Source organism: Streptomyces cinnabarinus (genome assembly GCF_027270315.1).
Classification (GTDB): Bacteria; Actinomycetota; Actinomycetes; order Streptomycetales; family Streptomycetaceae; genus Streptomyces; species Streptomyces cinnabarinus.
The window spans coordinates 4,174,969-4,191,531 of sequence record NZ_CP114413.1 but is presented as its reverse complement, the minus strand read 5'-3'; the positions used below and the strand labels follow the sequence as shown (position 1 = coordinate 4,191,531).

General features: G+C 71.4%; 14 protein-coding genes. 5 read left to right on the top strand and 9 right to left on the bottom strand.

Going from position 1 to position 16,563, the window contains the following annotated elements; translation table 11 throughout:
- Positions 1-8: 8 nt before the first annotated feature.
- Positions 9-944 (bottom strand): N-acetylmuramic acid 6-phosphate etherase, encoded by a 936-nt coding sequence (gene murQ, locus STRCI_RS18775; protein WP_269660119.1) that lies wholly within the window; start codon positions 942-944, stop codon positions 9-11.
- 46 nt (positions 945-990) lie between these two features.
- Positions 991-1,905 carry a MurR/RpiR family transcriptional regulator gene (locus STRCI_RS18770; protein WP_418953356.1) on the bottom strand — a complete coding sequence of 305 codons (915 nt, stop codon included), beginning with the start codon at positions 1,903-1,905 and terminating at the stop codon, positions 991-993.
- A 55-nt stretch (positions 1,906-1,960) separates the two neighbouring features.
- On the opposite strand from STRCI_RS18770, the gene STRCI_RS18765 reads away from it, so the two are divergent.
- On the top strand, positions 1,961-2,350 hold the full coding sequence (locus tag STRCI_RS18765) for a hypothetical protein (RefSeq protein ID WP_269660118.1): 390 nt from the start codon (positions 1,961-1,963) through the stop codon (positions 2,348-2,350).
- Entirely contained in the window at positions 2,347-2,610 is a 264-nt protein-coding gene (locus STRCI_RS18760; protein ID WP_269660117.1) for a DUF4031 domain-containing protein, read from the top strand. Before STRCI_RS18765 ends, STRCI_RS18760 begins: the two co-directional genes overlap by 4 nt.
- Here the strand turns inward: STRCI_RS18760 and STRCI_RS18755 are convergent.
- From STRCI_RS18755 to STRCI_RS18735, 5 genes are read right to left on the bottom strand one after another with little or no spacing between them, the layout of a single operon-like run.
- Entirely contained in the window at positions 2,607-3,710 is a 1,104-nt protein-coding gene (locus STRCI_RS18755; protein WP_418953355.1) for a GNAT family N-acetyltransferase, read from the bottom strand. The two genes, STRCI_RS18760 and STRCI_RS18755, sit on opposite strands and share 4 nt — an antisense overlap.
- A gap of 9 nt (positions 3,711-3,719) precedes the next feature.
- Entirely contained in the window at positions 3,720-4,379 is a 660-nt protein-coding gene (locus tag STRCI_RS18750) for an HD domain-containing protein (protein WP_269660116.1), read from the bottom strand.
- 25 nt (positions 4,380-4,404) lie between these two features.
- On the bottom strand, positions 4,405-7,926 hold the full coding sequence (locus tag STRCI_RS18745) for a DEAD/DEAH box helicase family protein (protein ID WP_269660115.1): 3,522 nt from the start codon (positions 7,924-7,926) through the stop codon (positions 4,405-4,407).
- Positions 7,927-7,978: 52 nt separating this feature from the next.
- Positions 7,979-9,109, bottom strand: coding sequence for a restriction endonuclease subunit S (locus STRCI_RS18740; RefSeq protein ID WP_269660114.1), 1,131 nt, complete (start codon positions 9,107-9,109; stop codon positions 7,979-7,981).
- On the bottom strand, positions 9,106-10,620 hold the full coding sequence (locus tag STRCI_RS18735) for a type I restriction-modification system subunit M (RefSeq protein ID WP_269660113.1): 1,515 nt from the start codon (positions 10,618-10,620) through the stop codon (positions 9,106-9,108). The genes STRCI_RS18740 and STRCI_RS18735 overlap by 4 nt, the downstream gene beginning before the upstream one ends.
- Positions 10,621-10,807: 187 nt before the next feature.
- Here STRCI_RS18735 and STRCI_RS18730 point away from each other — a divergent pair, with 187 nt between their 5' ends.
- A complete protein-coding gene (locus tag STRCI_RS18730; RefSeq protein WP_269660112.1) occupies positions 10,808-11,476 on the top strand; it encodes a maleylpyruvate isomerase family mycothiol-dependent enzyme in 669 nt (222 codons plus the stop codon).
- A gap of 124 nt (positions 11,477-11,600) precedes the next feature.
- Positions 11,601-12,293 carry a copper homeostasis protein CutC gene (locus tag STRCI_RS18725; RefSeq protein WP_269660111.1) on the top strand — a complete coding sequence of 231 codons (693 nt, stop codon included), beginning with the start codon at positions 11,601-11,603 and terminating at the stop codon, positions 12,291-12,293.
- Positions 12,294-12,337: 44 nt separating this feature from the next.
- Here the strand turns inward: STRCI_RS18725 and STRCI_RS18720 are convergent, their stop codons facing one another.
- On the bottom strand, positions 12,338-14,380 hold the full coding sequence (locus STRCI_RS18720) for a HelD family protein (RefSeq protein WP_418953354.1): 2,043 nt from the start codon (positions 14,378-14,380) through the stop codon (positions 12,338-12,340).
- Between the two features lie 281 nt (positions 14,381-14,661).
- Here STRCI_RS18720 and STRCI_RS18715 point away from each other — a divergent pair, with 281 nt between their 5' ends.
- Positions 14,662-14,847 (top strand): hypothetical protein, encoded by a 186-nt coding sequence (locus tag STRCI_RS18715; RefSeq protein WP_269660110.1) that lies wholly within the window; start codon positions 14,662-14,664, stop codon positions 14,845-14,847.
- Positions 14,848-14,857: 10 nt separating this feature from the next.
- On the opposite strand, the gene STRCI_RS18710 is transcribed toward STRCI_RS18715, so the two are convergent.
- Positions 14,858-16,501, bottom strand: coding sequence for a DNA repair helicase XPB (locus tag STRCI_RS18710; protein ID WP_269660109.1), 1,644 nt, complete (start codon positions 16,499-16,501; stop codon positions 14,858-14,860).
- Between the last annotated feature and the right edge of the window lie 62 nt (positions 16,502-16,563).

Below are 16,563 nucleotides of genomic sequence, written 5' to 3'. Positions count from 1 at the left end.
GCGTGCGGTCAGCAGCCCGCCGCCGCCAGCGCGGCACGCAGATGGCCGCCGGACTCCTCCAGAAGGCGGGCGGCCGTCGGGCCGTCGACACCGGTGACGAGCACCAGGACGGCGTTCTTCACCTCGCCGTCCGTGACCGCGAGCGCCCGCTCGATCTCCTCCTCGTCCGCGCCCGTCGCCAGCGCCACGATCCGGCGGGAGCGGGCGCGCAGCTTGTCGTTGGAGGCGCGGACGTCGACCATCAGGTTCCCGTACGTCTTGCCGAGACGGATCATCGTGATCGTCGAGATCATGTTGAGCACGAGCTTCTGCGCCGTACCGGACTTCAGCCGGGTGGAGCCGGTGAGCAGTTCGGGGCCGACCACGATCTCGATGCCGTGCTCGGCGGCGGCCGCGAGGGCGCTGTCCGCGTTGCAGGCCAGACCGATGGTCAACGCGCCCTGCGCGCGGGCGTGTTCGACGGCCCCGATCGCGTACGGCGTACGGCCGGAGGCGGAGACGCCGACCACGGTGTCCAGCGGGGTGAGCTTGAGCTCGTCGAGGTCGGCGCGGGCCAGCTCCGTGGAGTCCTCGGCGCCCTCGACGGAGGTCACCATGGCCGCCGGGCCGCCCGCGATCAGCCCGACGACCTGCGTCGGGTCGGTGTTGAAGGTGGGCGGGCACTCGGAGGCGTCGAGCACCCCGAGCCGTCCCGCGGTGCCCGCGCCCGCGTACACGAGCCGCCCGCCGCGCGCCATGCGCTCCGCCACGGCGTCGATGGCGGCGGCGATCACCGGCAGCCGCTCGGCCACGGCGGCCGGTACGGAGCTGTCCTCGCCGTTCATCAGGCGGGCCAGGTCGAGGGTGGGCAGCCGGTCGATGTCGGCCCGGTCGGGCCGGAACGCCTCGGTGGTGAGGGACTCCAACTCGGCGCGCAGATCACGGGGGTCGGACGTGGAGGTCATGAGCTCATTCCGCGTACGGGGGTCATTTCGCTGGTCTCTGCGGTCTCTACCGCCGGTGCCGGTGGGCCAGGGCCTCGTAGGACGCCGACAGGGCGGGCGCCGCGGTCTCGTAGGTGCGCTGGGCGACGCCCACGAACAGACAGTCCACGACGAGCAGTTGGCCGGTCCGGGACGACATGGCCGCGGGGCGCAGCTCGCTCTCGCGGGCGGTGGACGTGGTCAGTACGTGGTCGGCGTACTGGGCGATGGGCCCGTCCGGCCGCCCGGTGACGGCCACGGTGGTGGCGCCGTGCTCGAAGGCCACCCGCAGCGGTTCGATCACGTCCCCGGTCGAGCCGGAGTGGGTGATCGCGACGGCCACGTCGCCGCCGTGGAGCTGCACGGCGTTGGTCACGGCGAGGTGCGGGTCGCTGTGCGCGTGGGCTATCAGCCCTATGCGCAGCAGCTTCTGCGTGAGGTCCTGGGCGACCAGGCCGGAGGCGCCGACGCCGTACACATCGACCCTGCGGGCGCCCGCGAGCGCGGTGACGGCGGCGCCGAGCTGGGCGGTGTCGAGTCCGGCGGCGGTGTCGGCGAGGGTCTGCTGCTCGTCGTAGGCGAGTTTGGCGACGACGTCGGCGATCGGGTCGTCGACCGCGATGTCGGTGGTGATGGCGGGCGCGCGGCCGGACTGCTGCTGGGCGGCGAGTCCGGCGAGGGCGAGTCTGAGGTCGCGGTAGCCGGGGTAGCCGAGCAGCCGGGCGGTGCGGACGACGGTCGCCTCGCTGGTGCCGGTCAGTTCGGCGAGCCCGGTGACGGTGAGCGCCGCGCAGCCGGCCGGGTCACCGGCGACGGCCTCGGCGACGCGCTGCATGGAGCGGGTCATCGACGGTGCCAGCGTGCGCACCTTCGCCGCGAGGGCGGCGGGGGCGGGAGGCGGGCCGCCGGGGTGCGCGAAAGTTTCCTTCATTTGCTGGGTCACGGTTGAAAGATATTTTCGCTTCGGGGTTGTGGTCAAGAGTGCGCACAATGGGGGCATGGATCCCTCCGACCTCCCCATCAGTCCCCTGGAGCAGGCGCTGCACGCGGCACGCGCCCTCGTGCTCGCCGATCTCGTCGCGGGCAAGGTCGCCGAGGCGGACGTGGTGTCGCTGGTCGAGGAGTCCGTCGTACAGCGGCGGTGGTGGGTGGAGCAGTGGCCGGAGGGTGTCTCCTACGTCGCCGGTCTGATCGCGCAGGACGTCCAGGACGCGCTGCTGGAGCGGTACGGCCGCTGGCCGCTCTGCCCGGTCTGCGGCTCCGGCGACCCGCACGCGCTGGACGTGGAACCGGAGCTCGGCCCCGACCCGCACTGGGTCTGCCACCAGGCGGGCGTGAAGGTGGCGTCGGTGGGGTCCCTGAGCCGGGCGACGGGCTCGGCCTCGTGACGGTCTACATCGACCCTCCCACCTGGCCCGGACACGGCCGGATGTGGTCCCACCTGATCAGCGATGTCTCCTTCGCCGAGCTGCACGCGTTCGCCGAGCGGCTGGGTGTGCCGCAGCGGGCGTTCGAGCGGGACCACTACGACATACCCTCCCACCGGTATGCGGACGTGGTGGCCGCGGGGGCGGTCGAAGTGAGCAGCCGGGAGGTCGTACGGCTGTTGACGGCAACGGGGTTGAGGCGGCCGAAGGGCCGCGCCTAAGCAGTCCGCACGTACACGTGCAGCGGGCCGTCCGATTCCCGTCGCTCGCCCATGGCCCGTTCCTCTTCCACCGTCGCCCTGGTGAAGCCCGCCCTGGTCACCACGCCCTGTGACTTCAGGTTGTCGTGGTCGATCGTGGCGAAGAGGGTTCGTACGTCGTCCCTGGCCAGCGCCCACTCGGACAGTGCGCGCAGCGCCTCGGTGACATAGCCGTTGCCGCGCGCCGATTCCGCGAGGTCGTAGCCGATCTCCACGCGGCCGTCCTCCTCGGGGGCGCCGTGGAAGCCGAGGGCGCCCACCGCGCGGTCGTCCTCGTGGCGGACCAGGACGAAGACGCCGAACTCGGGGCGGTGCACGCCCGCTTCGTACGCCTTGAGCAGCATTCCGGAGGCTTCACGGGTGCCGTCGTAGGGGCCATCGGTGACCCAGTCGAAGCCGCCGTCGCCGCCCGCGGCGAGGTCGGCCGCGGTCGCCGGGGTCAGGCTCTCCAGGGTGAGCCGCTCGGCGGGGATCACCAGGGGGTTGATCCAGTGCCAGGCGGTGACCGGCGCGCGGCCGGGCAGGTCACCGCGGCCGGTGGCCCACAGCAGGGTGCTCCAGGGCGTCGGGCCGGGCTGGACGTGCGGCAGGAGCCGGGTGAGGGCGAACTCGGCCAGCTCGGCCGGGGGTTCGTAGCGCAGGCCGAGCGCCTCCGCGATGTCGTACGTGTGCAGCAGCACCTCGCCGACCCCCAGGGCGGCGAAGCCCTCGGGGTTCGCGGTGGTGAAGGGGCAGGGGTGGTGGGCGCGTATGTGGCGGGGGGTGGTGTTGACCGTCGCGGTGAGCAGGGTGCCGGTGGTCTCGATGATCTGCAGGATGCCCTCGTTGCCCGCGCTCTCGTCGGGGGCGATCCGCAACGGGACGTGGCTGGTGCTGCCCCGGCTCGCCAGGCGGCTGGCGTAGATGACGAGGTCGTAGGCGATGTGGATGGCCGCCTCCCGGCAACTCCACTGCGAGCGGGCGGCCTTGACCGCGTCCCAGTCCCTGTCGGTCGCCGTCCGCAGCAGGGCGACCGAGCCCGCCACCGCCTCCGCCACGCGTTCCCCGCCCATGTGTCGCATGGGGGCAGGCTATGCGGACGGGGTAGAGGGCAGCGACAGCATTTCCAGTTCGGACGTGAGGTTGTAACGGGCCGTGGCCTCCCACTTCTCGCTGCCGTACGGCGTTCTGAACAGCCGTGGCAGATCCAGAAGTTGGCGCAGAATGGCGGCCCGGCCCGCGCGGAAGGCGTCGCTCGGCACGAAGTGGTACTCCTCGCGGACGGCGGCCGTGTAGGCGGCGTACGCGGAGGGCGGCGCGGCCAGGATCGCGAGGTCGGCGTCGCACAGGACCTGGCCGTCACGGTCGTCGTCGGCGGGGTCATGGGTGACCGTGAGCCGGACCAGCCGGACCACCCGCGCGGCCTTCTCCGCCGGGACCCCGGCCTCGGCCAGGGCGCGCTCGGCGAGCCGCGCGGACCGCTCCTCGTTCTCGGAGCGGTCCGGGAAGTAGACGGCGTCATGGAACCAGGCGGCCAGCCGCACCACGGCCGGGTCCTCGGCGTACTCCTCCAGTACGTCGATCCGGTCCAGGACCGCGGTCAGATGCTCGACCGTGTGGTACCGCCGCTGCGGCTCCCGCCAGCGGTCGAGCAGGTTCTCGGCGTACACCGCGGCGTCGGGCCCGCCGGGGCCGCGGGCCTCGTCGAGGGCGTGGACGAAACGGGAGCGCAGGGCGTCGAGGTCGGCCATGCGCCCATTGTCCCCGCCCGGCGGATCAGGCGTCGGCGACCGCCCTTGCCCGCAAGGTCCGGAAGACGTCCTCCAGGGCGTCGATCTCGTCGTCGGTGAAGTGGTCGTCGATGACCCCGCGGCTGTTGAACAGGCTGTTCTCGTACAGCTCGCGGATGCCGAGCAGACCGTTCGCCGCCACGAACCGGACCATCAGCCCGACGAGGCCGGCCTGGTCGGCGGAGAGCTCGTGCCCGCCGACGAACCCTGCGAACGCCTCCTGCGCCGCGCCCCGGTCCATTCCGCCGATCCGGCGCAGGAACACCCCGAGCCCGCCGTCGGCCGCGCGCCGCTGCTCCAGGTCCTCGGCGGAGGCGATCCCCTCGGCCAGGAAGACCTCCTCCAGGTCGGTCAGATCCGCGGCCGTGACCTGCTCGTTCATCCACAGCCTGTGCACCGCCCCCCGTTCGCGGTGGCCCTGGAGATAGGCGCGGGCCTTCTGCTTGAACCGCTCCTCGTCGGTGCCGACGGGCAGACCCTTCAGCTCGATCTCGGAGAGGTCCCCGTGCTCCTCCGCTATGTCCGTGTATACGATCTTCCGGGCCGCGGGCGTGTCGAGCAGATGGGCGAGCCCGCGCAGCCGCCGCCGCACATGCTCCAGCATCGGCACGGTCACGTCCCGCCACCATGCCTCGTCGGCGATGGCCTCCAGCAGCGGGGCCTGGTCCCGGACCACTGGGATGTTGGTCTTGCCGAGCAGGTCCAGGGCCAGCTCCTGGAGCCCGCCGCGCAGCCGGCCGTAGTCGGCGCCGCCCTCCAGAGCCGCGAGCTGGAGCCGGTAGGCGAGCAGGTCGAAGCGCTTGGCCTCCTCGCTCCGGTCGTCGCCCTCGGGCCAGTGGTCCGACGGCAGCCCGAGGATCTCCTCGCCCAGCGTGTGCGCCGCGTCCTCGCCGATGCGGTGCCAGGTGGCGAAGTCGCCGCCGAACCGCTCGACTTCCCGGCGGTGCGGGCGGACCAGGAAGTTCTCCAGGTTCATGCCCCGCACCGTCTCGTGCAGCCGGTGTGCCGCGGCCCAGCGCAGCGCGGCCTCGGTGTCCACGGCGTCCGGGCCGCCGTCCTGCGCCGGGTCGGGAGCCTGCCGCCGGTCCAGCGCCCGGATCAGAGCGAGCTGGTGCCGCAGCAGCTGCTCGGTGAGCGTGGGCGCCTGCCGGGACCCGGCGCGGTCCAGTTCCTGGTTGAAGAACTCGGCGTTGCCGCACAGGTCGAAGACATGGAAGCCGTCCTTGTCCCGGCCCGGACCGTACACGTCCGGGCACAGCCGGGTGCCGCGGCCGATCATCTGCCAGAACTTGGTGCGCGAGTACACCGGCTTGAACAGCACGAGGTTCAGCACCTCGGGCACATCGACCCCGGTGTCCAGCATGTCCACGGAGATGGCGATGTCCGGCGCCTTCGCCGGGTCGGAGAAGTCGTCGATGAGCTGCTGGGGATTCTTCTCCTGGTAGGTGATGACCCGGGCGTCGTGCCCGGCGCCCCGCGGGTAGTGCAGGTTGAAGCGCTCCTCGATGAAGAGTGCGTGCCGGCTGTTCTTGGCGAAGATGATCGTCTTGCCGAGCCGGTCCCCGCCCTCGACCCGCAGGCCGTGCCGCATCAGGACTTCCAGCGCCTTGTCGACGGTCGGCGCGTTGAACAGGAAGCGGTTGACCTCGTCCGCGGAGACCGCGTCCGGGACCTGTCCGTCCGTCGTCCACTCCAGGTTGTCCCAGGCCTCCTTCTGCTCCTCGGTGAGATCGTCGTAGCGGAAGCCGCGGCGCAGCGAGTCGAAGGGCACCTCGACGACGTTGGGCTTCACCAGGAAGCCCTCCGAGGCCGCCTGGTCCAGGCTGTAGGAGTCGGTGGGCAGCCCGTCCCGGAGCTGGAACAGCCGGTAGGTGTTGTGGTCGACGTCGTCCTTGGGGGTCGCCGTCAGGCCCAGCAGCAGGCTGTCGAAGTACTCGAACAGCTCGCCGTACTTGTCGTAGACCGAGCGGTGCGCCTCGTCGATGACGACCAGGTCGAAGAAGCCCGGACCGAAGCGGCGGCGGCCGTCCTCCGTGACCTCGTCGACCAGGTTCATCATGGTCGGGTACGTCGAGACATAGACGTGCGCGTCGGTCTTCTTCTCGGTGAGGAGGTTGACCGTCACGCTGTTCGGCAGATGCTCCTTGAACGCGCGGACGGCCTGGTTGACCAGCGCCTGGCGGTCGGCGAGGAAGAGGACGCGGCGCGCCCAGCCGGCCCGCTGGAGCAGCTCGGCCAGGGCCACGGTGGTGCGGGTCTTGCCGGTGCCGGTGGCCATGACGAGCAGGGCGCGGCGGCGGCGCTCCTGCTCGAAGCTCCGGCCGACCCGCTCGATGGCCCGGAGCTGGTAGGGGCGCCCCGCGATGCCGGTGTTGACGTGGGACGCCGCCAGCGTCGGCCGCTCCGCGCGCTGCCGGATCAGCCAGTGCAGCTCGTCCTTGGTACGGAAGCCCTGCACCCGGCGCGGCGGATAGCCGTTGCCGTCGTCCCACAGGAAGGTCTCGTAGCCGTTGGTGCAGAAGATCACCGGCCGCTGCTGGTACGTCGCCTCCAGCACATCGGCGTAGAGCTCGGCCTGCTGACGTCCGGCGCGGGCGTCGACGCGGGTCCGCTTGGCCTCGACGACGGCGAGCGGCCGGTCGTCGTCGCCCCACAGGACGTAGTCCACGAACCCCTTGCCGGACTTGCTGATGACCCCGGGCTCGCCCTCGACCGGGAACTCCCGGTCGCGTTCCTCGGCGAGGTCCCAGCCCGCCTCCTTCAGCAGGAGGTCGATGAACAGGTCCCGGGTGGCGGCCTCGTCGTAGTCGTGGGTGTCGGGCCGGGCCGCGTTGGCCTTGCGCAGCTCGGTGACCCTGGCCCGCAACCTGGCGACCTCCGCGGAGAGCTGAGCGCCCTTCGCCCGCTCCTCGGCCAGCTCCCCGGCCTGCGCGTCCCAGCGCGCCCGGTCCTCCTCGGCCTGCTTCTTCAGCTCGGCCTGGCGGCGCAGCCGGACCTCGGCGGGCACCGGGCGCGGGATGTGCCCGCTGTCGAAGCCGACGCCCGCCGCGGGCGCCGACTCCGGTGCGGGGGCGTACGTACGGGCGAACCAGTAGAAGACATGGAACAGTTCGGCGACCGTCCGCACCGCGTCCGCCGACCGGACCGGGGCCGGGCGGTGCACGGCGTAGTTGCCCTGGCGCCGGACCAGGTCCATCTTCGCGCCTAGGGCCGGGCCGACCAGGTTCCGCAGGCTCGGCTCATGGAGCAGCGCGCTCAGGTCGTTGCGGTACGGCGGACGCAGCGCGGTGTCGTGGTCGTACATCCAGTGCACGGCCAGTTCCAGCACCCGGCGGGCGTAGAAGCAGGAGGTGCGCGGGTCCGCGTGGGCGAGGCGTTCGGCGCGGCGGGCCTCGTCGTAGAGGGCGGGCCACTCGGCGCGCAGGAAGGCGAAGTTGCTCCGCTGCTGCCCGATGTCCTGGCCGTCGCCCTGCTGTTCCCGGCCGCTGCCGGATGTCTCGGTGCTCATGGCGGAGCCCTTCCCCCTGTGGTCGTTCGTCCGTGGGCCCGGCGGCCGGGCGCTACGCGTCGGTCCGTTCCCAGAGCTGTCCCGCGAAGGCGCGCTGCTGGATCGAGGCGAAGAGCTCGTCGAGGTCGGCGAGATGGGTCTCGTGGTCGGCCCGCAGCGCCCGGGTCGCCGCCACCCGGCGGGCGAACTCCCGCTGGCGCTCCGGCTCCGGGAGCAGCACCTTGATCCGGGCCAGGCCCTGCGCGTCCAGCCGGGTCGTGCCGTGGGCGGCCTGCGAGACCTGCTTCAGCGCATGGCTCTTCTGCGCGCGCAGGCAGTGCGCCAGGAACTGGGCGTCCAGCCCGGTCCTCGGCAGCAGCGCCTTGAGGTCCTGGTTGATCGTGGACGGCACCCGCAGCACGCACACCGGGAAGCTGTGGGCGAGGATCATCCCGCGGACGACGATGGCCACCGTGTCCGCCGGCAGCAGCTTCAGCGTGGTGGTCCGCGGCACCTCGGCGCTGATGGTGTCCGCGGAGCGGAACAGGTCGGGCTGCTTGAGGTCCTTGGCGCTGAACCAGGGGACGTCCCCTTCCCAGTTCGCCGGGTTCGCCTTGGACGGGGTGCCGCCGCTGTAGGGGGCGCAGGCCTCGGTGAGGGGCACCTGCGTCAGCCCGCGCGGATTGGTCACCGGGTCCCCGAACATGTCCAGGAAGACCGACTGGGCGAGATCGTCGAGGAGTTCCACGGCCCGGCGGCGCTGGGCGCGCAGGGCGTCCACCCGGTCCAGGGCGGCGGCGATGCGGCGCTGCTCGGCGAGCGGCGGCCTGACCACCTTGATGTCCTTGAGGAACTTGAAGTGCCGGGAGTAACCGGCGTTGGGGATCCGGACCGAAGTCAGGTACCAGTAGAGGTACTTGGCATCGAAGCCCTCCCGGGGCGCCAGCACCTTGACCCCGTCGGCGCCCATGGCGAACGGGAAGTCCACGAACTTCAGGCTCCGGGTGTGGTCCCCGAAGACGATGACCGGCGGGGCACTGCCGTGGGCCGCGGCGGTGTCGTCGACGTACCCCGCGATCAGCCCCTGCCCCTGGTCGACGACGGCCAGCTCCCCGGCGGGCGCGTACTCCGATTTCGGGATCTTGGTGTTCCCCGAGGAGACGTCCCGTGCGGCGTCGAGGAAGGAAACGCTCTCCCAGGTCACTTGCCCAGCATCTCCTTCAGCCGCGCCGTACCCGCCTCGATCTCCTTGTTCAGCTGCTCCAGCTCGGCCAGGATCTCCAGCGGCGGCCGGGTCACCAGCTCCTCGTGGACGACCTGCTTGTAGCGGTTCAGGGAGAGGTCATGATCCTGTGCCGCGATCTCGGACTTCGGCACGCAGAAGCTCTGCTCGGTACGGGCGCGGGCGCGCTCGTCGGTGGTGCGGCGCCGCCAGCGGGCCAGGATGTCCGGGAGGTTGTTCTTCGCGTGCTCCTCGGCCGTGAGACCGGTGGCGCGGACGCCCAGGCGGTCCTCCGGCAGCTGCGGGGTCCGCTTGTCGTCGAGGCCGAAGCCGTCCGCGCGGGCGTCGTAGAACCACACCTCGTCGGTGCCGCCGGAGTCCGTCTTGGTGAAGAGGAGGATCGCGGTGGAGACCCCGGCGTACGGCTTGAAGACCCCGGACGGCAGTTTGACCACCGCGTCCAGCTTCTGCTCCTCCACCAGGATCCGGCGCATTTCCCGGTGCGCCTTCGAGGGCCCGAAGAGCACACCGTCCGGGACGATGACCGCGGCCCGGCCGCCCGGCTTGAGCAGCTTCAGAAAGAGCGCGAGGAACAGCAGCTCGGTCTTCTTGGTCTTGACGACCTTCAGCAGCTCGGAGGAGGTGGTCTCGAAGTCGAGACTTCCCGCGAACGGCGGATTGGCGAGGATCAGCGAATAGCGGTCGAGCTCCTCGCCCGCGCTCTGCGAAAGGGAGTCGCGATAGCGGATGTCCGGGCGGGCGACGTCGTGCTGCAGCATGTTCATCGAGCCGATACGGAGCATGGTCGAGTCGAAGTCGAAGCCGTGGAACATGCTGTTGTTGAAGTGCCGCTGGCGGTCGGCGTCGACGAGGTCGTCCTGGTGGACGCGCTGGACGTACTCGGAGGCGCCGACGAGGAATCCGGCCGTGCCGCACGCGGGGTCGCAGATCTCGTCCCGGGTGTTCGGCTCGGTCATCTCGACCATCAGCTGGATGATGTGCCGGGGCGTGCGGAACTGGCCGTTCTGGCCGGCCGTGGCGATCTTCCCGAGCATGTACTCGTACAGATCCCCCTTGGTGTCCTTGTCGTGCATCGGGATGCCCTCCAGCAGGAGGACCACCTTGGACAGCAGATTGGGCGTGGGGATCGTGAAACGGGCGTCCTTCATGTGGTGCGCGTACGTGGAGTCCTCGCCGCCCAGCTCACGCAGATAGGGGAACACCTCGTCGGCGACGGTCTGGTACATCCGTGCCGGATCGACGTTCTTGAAGTTCTGCCAGCGCAGGTCCTGCTGCTCGGGGCGGAAGAACGGGCTGGTGTCCGGAATGCCACGGCGGGACATCCGGTCCTTGACGGTCTGGAGCTCGTCGAGACGGCGGATGAAGAGGAGATAGGTGATCTGCTCCATCACCTCAAGCGGATTGGAGATCCCGCCGGACCAGAACGCGTTCCAGACCTGATCCACCTTGCTCTTCAGCTCGCCCGTAATCACACGAGGGATCCTACGACCAGCCACCGACATCACCTGCCGCGAACGGTCCACGGCCTAGGCCCTGTCGTCACATTCCCGTCTGCGCCGCGACGCCATGCACGCCCTCTCGCCGCACCGGGCACCTGACGCCGCGGCGCCGCCCTTCGGGCGACGACGGGAACGTGACGACAGGCCCTAGCGTGGGGACATGACTGACACATGGGTACGGGATCCGGAGGCGGCCGGGCGGCTGCTGGCGGTCGAGCGGGACGCGCTGGTGCCGATGGTGCGCGGGCGTGCAGAGGCGGACTTCGCGGTGGCGGTGGAGGCGTGTCCGGGGTGGTCGGTGCGGGATGTGCTGGCGCACTGCTCGGCGGCGCTGTCGCGAGTGCTGGAGGGCCGGTTCGAGAAGGGGGTGTTCTCCCCCGCGGCCAACGACCGGGACATCGCCGACCGCGCCTCGTGGCCCACCGGGCGGATCGTCGACGAGCTGGAACGCGGGATGACCGAGGCCGGGCCGGTGCTGGCGAAGGCGGGCGGGGCGCTGGACGTGCTCGCGCTCGGGGAGTGGGTGCACGGCGGGGACGTGCGCGAGGCCTGGGGCGAGCCGGAGCCGTACGCGGGTCCCGGTCTGCCGTACGCCCTCCCGCTGCTGGCTTCGGTGACCCGGGCCCGGGGTCACCTGGCCCTCCACGCGGACCTGGACGACATCGACGACCCCCTGCGCCTCGGCGCCGACGCCGGGGACCGGACCCCGGCACGCTTCATCGGCGACGCGGCGACTCTCGTACGGCTGTACTCCGGGCGGCGCCCGGTCGCCGGGGTGTCCTACGAGCTGGCCGGGGCGGAGGAGGGGGAGCTGAACATCTTCGGGTGAGGGGCCGCGGGGTGAGCGCAGTGATCGGGGTCGTGTAGCAGGCGTAGTCTTGGGACAGAATTGGACTAGACCTGTAGAGATGCCGAGCTGTGGTCGACCACTGGTCGCCGACGAATGGGGCCCCATGAGCAAGCGTGCAGTCCTGGAGGTGATCGCCCTCGACGCCGAGGACGCGACCGCCGCCCAGGCCGGAGGCGCGGACCGCCTCGAACTGGTCACCGAGATCGCGGCCGACGGACTGACTCCGTCGGCCGCGACCGTCGCCGGGATCCGGGCCGCGGTGGACATCCCGGCGCGGGTGATGCTGCGGCTGGCGGACGGCTTCGAGGCCGGGGACGTGGACCGGCTGATGGCGGCCGCGGAGGAGATGCGGGGGGCCGGGGCGGAGGAGTTCGTGCTCGGATTCCTGGACGTGGACGGGATGGTGGACCTGGACGCGGTGGAGCGGGTGGTCGGCGTCCTCGGTGGCGCCCACTGGACCTTCCACCGGGCGATCGACCGCGCGGTGGACCGGGACGCGCTGCGCAAGTCGCTGGACGGTCTGCCCGGCCTGGACACCTATCTGACGGCGGGCTCGTCGACGGGCGTGGACGAGGGAGTGTCCACGCTGCTGGCGGAGGCGGCACGGGACGGCGAGCCCGGCTACGAACAACGGATCCTGGTGGGCGGTGGCCTACGCCTGGACCACGTCCCCCACCTGCTGTCGGCAGGCGTCGACGCCTTCCACATCGGCGGCGCGGCCCGCCCCGGGGGCTGGACGGCGCCGGTGTCGGAGGCGGCGGTGGCGAAATGGCGGCGGGCCGTGGACGCGGGCTGAACGTGCGTCGGCGCCGAGGCACAGGGGTGACTCGGCGCCGGTCGTCAGGACGTCAGCTGCTCCGGCAGCGGTGCCCCGTGCGTGACGATCAACCCCGACACCGCTCGGGTCAGGGTGACGTACAGGCGGCGCAGGCCCGTTCGTTCGTCCGGTTCCGCGTCCAGGACCGCCCGGGGTTCGTCCAGGACCACGTAGTCGTACTCCAGGCCCTTCGCCAGGGACGCCGGGACCAGGGTGAGGCGGGTCTGCGCGGTGGTTTCCTCACCGGGGGAGAGATAGCCGATGCCCGCCTCCGTCAGGGCCTCCGCCAGCGTGGGGATCTTGGTGTCCGCCGCGATCAGGCCCGTGGAGCCCTCGTTGCGCAGCAGTTCCGCGCAGGCCCGCACCACGTCCGCCGTCCCCGACACCGGCCGCACCTCGAACGTGCCGGGGTTCTCCCGCACCGACTCCACCGGGGTCAGGTCCGGCGCGATGTGCGGGAGCAGCCGGGACGCGTAGGTGATGACGTCGGTCGGCACGCGGAAGCCCGCCGTCAGCTCCTCCACCACGCCCTCCGGCTTCCCCAGGTGGGACAGCGCGTCCGCCCAACTCCGCGTCGCCCACGGCGTCGTACCCTGCGCCAGATCGCCCAGCACGGTCGCCGAACCCGTCGTACAGCGCCGCCCCACCGCCCGGTACTGCATCGGCGACAGATCCTGCGCCTCGTCCAGCACCACGTGCCCCAACGACTGCGTCCGCTGGATCAGATCCGTCGCCTCGTCGATCAGCACCGCGTCCGCCGCCGACCACTTCGCCGCCCGCACCGCCCGCACCGGCCGTGCCCACAGGATCGTCTTGCGCTCGTCCTCGCTCAGCACACCCTCGGCGTGCTCGGCGAGATACTCCGCGTCCGTCAGCAGCCGCAGCACCAGCTTCGCCGGTTCCACCGCGGGCCAGATCGCCTTCACGGCCGCCTTCACCGCCGTGTTCCGTGCCACCGCGTCCTGCACCCGGTCGTCCGGCGCCTCCCCCGACCGCTCCATCTGCACCAGCACCGCATGCGCGATCCGCTGCGGAAGAGCCTCCCGGGCGGCGCCGTAACGGATCTCCCGGTCCAGCAACTCCCGCACGATGTCGACGAGTTCGTAGGACGGCACCCGCCAGCGCCGCGACCCGCGCACCACCACGACCGGCTCCGTCGGCAGCGTCACCTGCGCGTACAGCGCCCGCCGCAGCACCTCCGCCATCCTCGCGTCACCCTTGATGACCGCCGCCGCCGCGTCATCGGTGCCGCGCACCTCCACCCGCCCGACCAGGTCGTCGACGGTCGCCTGGCGGACCGCCAGCTCGCCCAGCGCCGGCAGGACCTGCTCGATGTAGTGCAGGAAGGACCGGTTCGGCCCGATGACCAGCGTCCCGGTCCGGGCGAGCCGCTCGCGATGGGCGTACAGCAGATACGCCACCCGGTGCAGGCCGACGGCCGTCTTCCCGGTCCCCGGACCTCCCTGCACGCACACGGTCCCGCCGAGCCCGGACCGTACGATCTCGTCCTGCTCGGGCTGGATCGTGGCCACGATGTCCCGCATCGGGCCGACGCGCGGCCGCTCGATCTCCTGCTGGAGCAGCTTGCTGGTCCGCGCCGCCTCCGCCGGGTCGGAGAGGTGCTCGTCCTCGTACGCGGTCAGGTCCCCGCCGGTGTAGCCGAACCGCCGGCGCAGGCCCACGTCCTGCGGGTCCTTCTTGGACGCCCGGTAGAACGGCTGCGACACCGGCGCCCGCCAGTCGATCACCATCGGATCGCCGACCGCGTCGTGCACATGGCGGCGCCCGATGTAGAAGCGCTCCCCCTCGGCGCCCTCGGACCGCTCCGCGCCGGGCGCGTGCAGATAGTCGAGGCGGCCGAAGAACAGCGGGGTGTCGCTCAGATCGGCCAGCGCCTTGATCCGCTCGTCGATCTGGTGGGCCAGCACCTCGGCGTTGACCCAGTTCGCGGTCACGTCCTTGATGTCGAGCGCCTCCACGTCCTCGCGCATGGCACGCAGCGCGGCACGGGAGGAGGCGAGGTGGGAACGCTCCCGGGAGAGGGGATCGTCGGCGGACGTGGACAAGGGGGTGCCTCCGGTGGCCTACGGGATCGGACGCGCGCTCGGGCGCTGAGAGAAGCCGTCCGGTTTCCGGCCGGACGACAGCACTCCGTGAAGGGAGGCGGGCAAGAGCGGAGATTCTAGGTGAGCGGGGGAGAGAGAAGCCAACGGATTTCGGTCGTCCCCTAGGGGACGAGCCCCTCCTCCCCGGGGGTACGGGTCGGCCCACAGACGTACGGCGCCCCGCCGCCGATTCGCCCGGGGGACCGATGCCCTCCTTACCCCTCGCGAGCAACCATGGAGACATGAGTGCAGCAACCATCACCCCAGCCCCTGGCCGCCCCCCGGCGTCCGGAGCCAGTCCGGTGCTCGGCAGCCACCACCACCGCCTCGGCGACGCCCTGCGAGCCGTGAAGGTCTTCGCGGGCGCCGCCTTCGACGTGGTCGTCCTCGGCGAGTACGGCGAGGAAGCCGGCGTCCGCCGCAAGTGAGCCCGGCGGCTCAGCCCTCCGCCAGCAGCTCGTCCGCGTCGACGATCCGGTACGCGTAGCCCTGCTCGGCGAGGAAACGCTGACGGTGGGCGGCGAAGTCCTGGTCGATCGTGTCGCGGGCGACGACCGAGTAGAAGTGCGCCTTATGTCCGTCCGCCTTCGGGCGCAGCACCCGGCCCAGCCGCTGAGCCTCCTCCTGGCGGGAGCCGAAGGTGCCCGAGACCTGGATGGCGACCGTGGCCTCCGGCAGGTCGATCGAGAAGTTCGCCACCTTGGACACCACCAGCACGCTGATCTCGCCCTCCCGGAACGCGTCGAAGAGCTTCTCGCGCTGGGCGTTGGACGTCTCGCCCTTGATGACCGGGGCGTTCAGATGCTCCCCCAGCTCGTCGAGCTGGTCGATGTACTGGCCGATCACCAGGATCTGCTGCCCCGCGAACCGCCGTACCAGCGCCTCCGTCACCTTCCGCTTGGTCGCGGTCGTGGCGCAGAAGCGGTACTTCTCCTCCTGCTCGGCCGTCGCGTAGGCGAGCCGCTCGGAGTCGGTCAGGTTCACCCGCACCTCGACACAGTCCGCCGGCGCGATGTAGCCCTGCGCCTCGATCTCCTTCCACGGGGCGTCGAACCGCTTCGGGCCGATCAGCGAGAACACGTCCGACTCACGGCCGTCCTCCCGCACCAGCGTCGCCGTCAGCCCCAGCCGCCGCCGCGCCTGGAGATCCGCCGTGAACTTGAAGACCGGCGCGGGCAGCAGATGCACCTCGTCGTAGACGATCAGACCCCAGTCCCGGGAGTCGAACAGCTCCAGATGCGGGTAGACGCCCTTCCGCCGGGTCGTCAGCACCTGGTACGTGGCGATGGTGACCGGCCGGATCTCCTTCTTCGTCCCGCTGTACTCACCGATCTCGTCCTCGGTCAGCGAGGTCCGCTTCACCAGCTCGTGCTTCCACTGCCGGGCGGAGACGGTGTTGGTGACGAGGATCAGCGTGGTCGACTTGGCCTGCGCCATGGACCCGGCCCCGACGAGGGTCTTCCCGGCGCCGCACGGAAGTACGACAACCCCACTCCCGCCGTGCCAGAAGTTCTCCACGGCCTGCTTCTGGTACGGCCGCAGCGCCCAGCCGTCCTCGGCCAGCTCGATGGGGTGCGCCTCGCCGTCGACGTACCCGGCGAGGTCCTCGGCGGGCCAGCCCAGCTTCAGCAGCGTCTGCTTGATCTGCCCGCGCTCGGAGGGGTGGACGATGACCGTGTCCGGGTCGAGCCGGGCCCCGACCAGCGGCGCGATCCGCTTGGACCGCAGCACCTCCTCCAGCACGGGCCGGTCGGTGGTGGTGAGGACGAGCCCGTGCGCGGGGTGCTTGGAGAGCGTCAGCCGGCCGTACCGGTCCATGGTCTCGGCGACGTCGACGAGCAGCGCGTGCGGCACCGGGTACCGGCTGAACTGCACGAGCGCGTCCACGACCTGCTCGGCGTCATGCCCGGCGGCACGCGCGTTCCACAGCCCCAGCGGGGTCACCCGGTAGGTGTGGATGTGCTCCGGCGCCCGCTCCAGCTCGGCGAACGGCGCGATGGCCCGACGGCATGCGTCGGCCTGCTCGTGGTCGACTTCCAGGAGCAGGGTCTTGTCGGACTGGACGATCAGCGGTCCGTTCACGTACGCATCCCTCCGGACTGGTCCAAACGTCCAGTGTGCCTGAAGGGGGGCCGATCACGGGC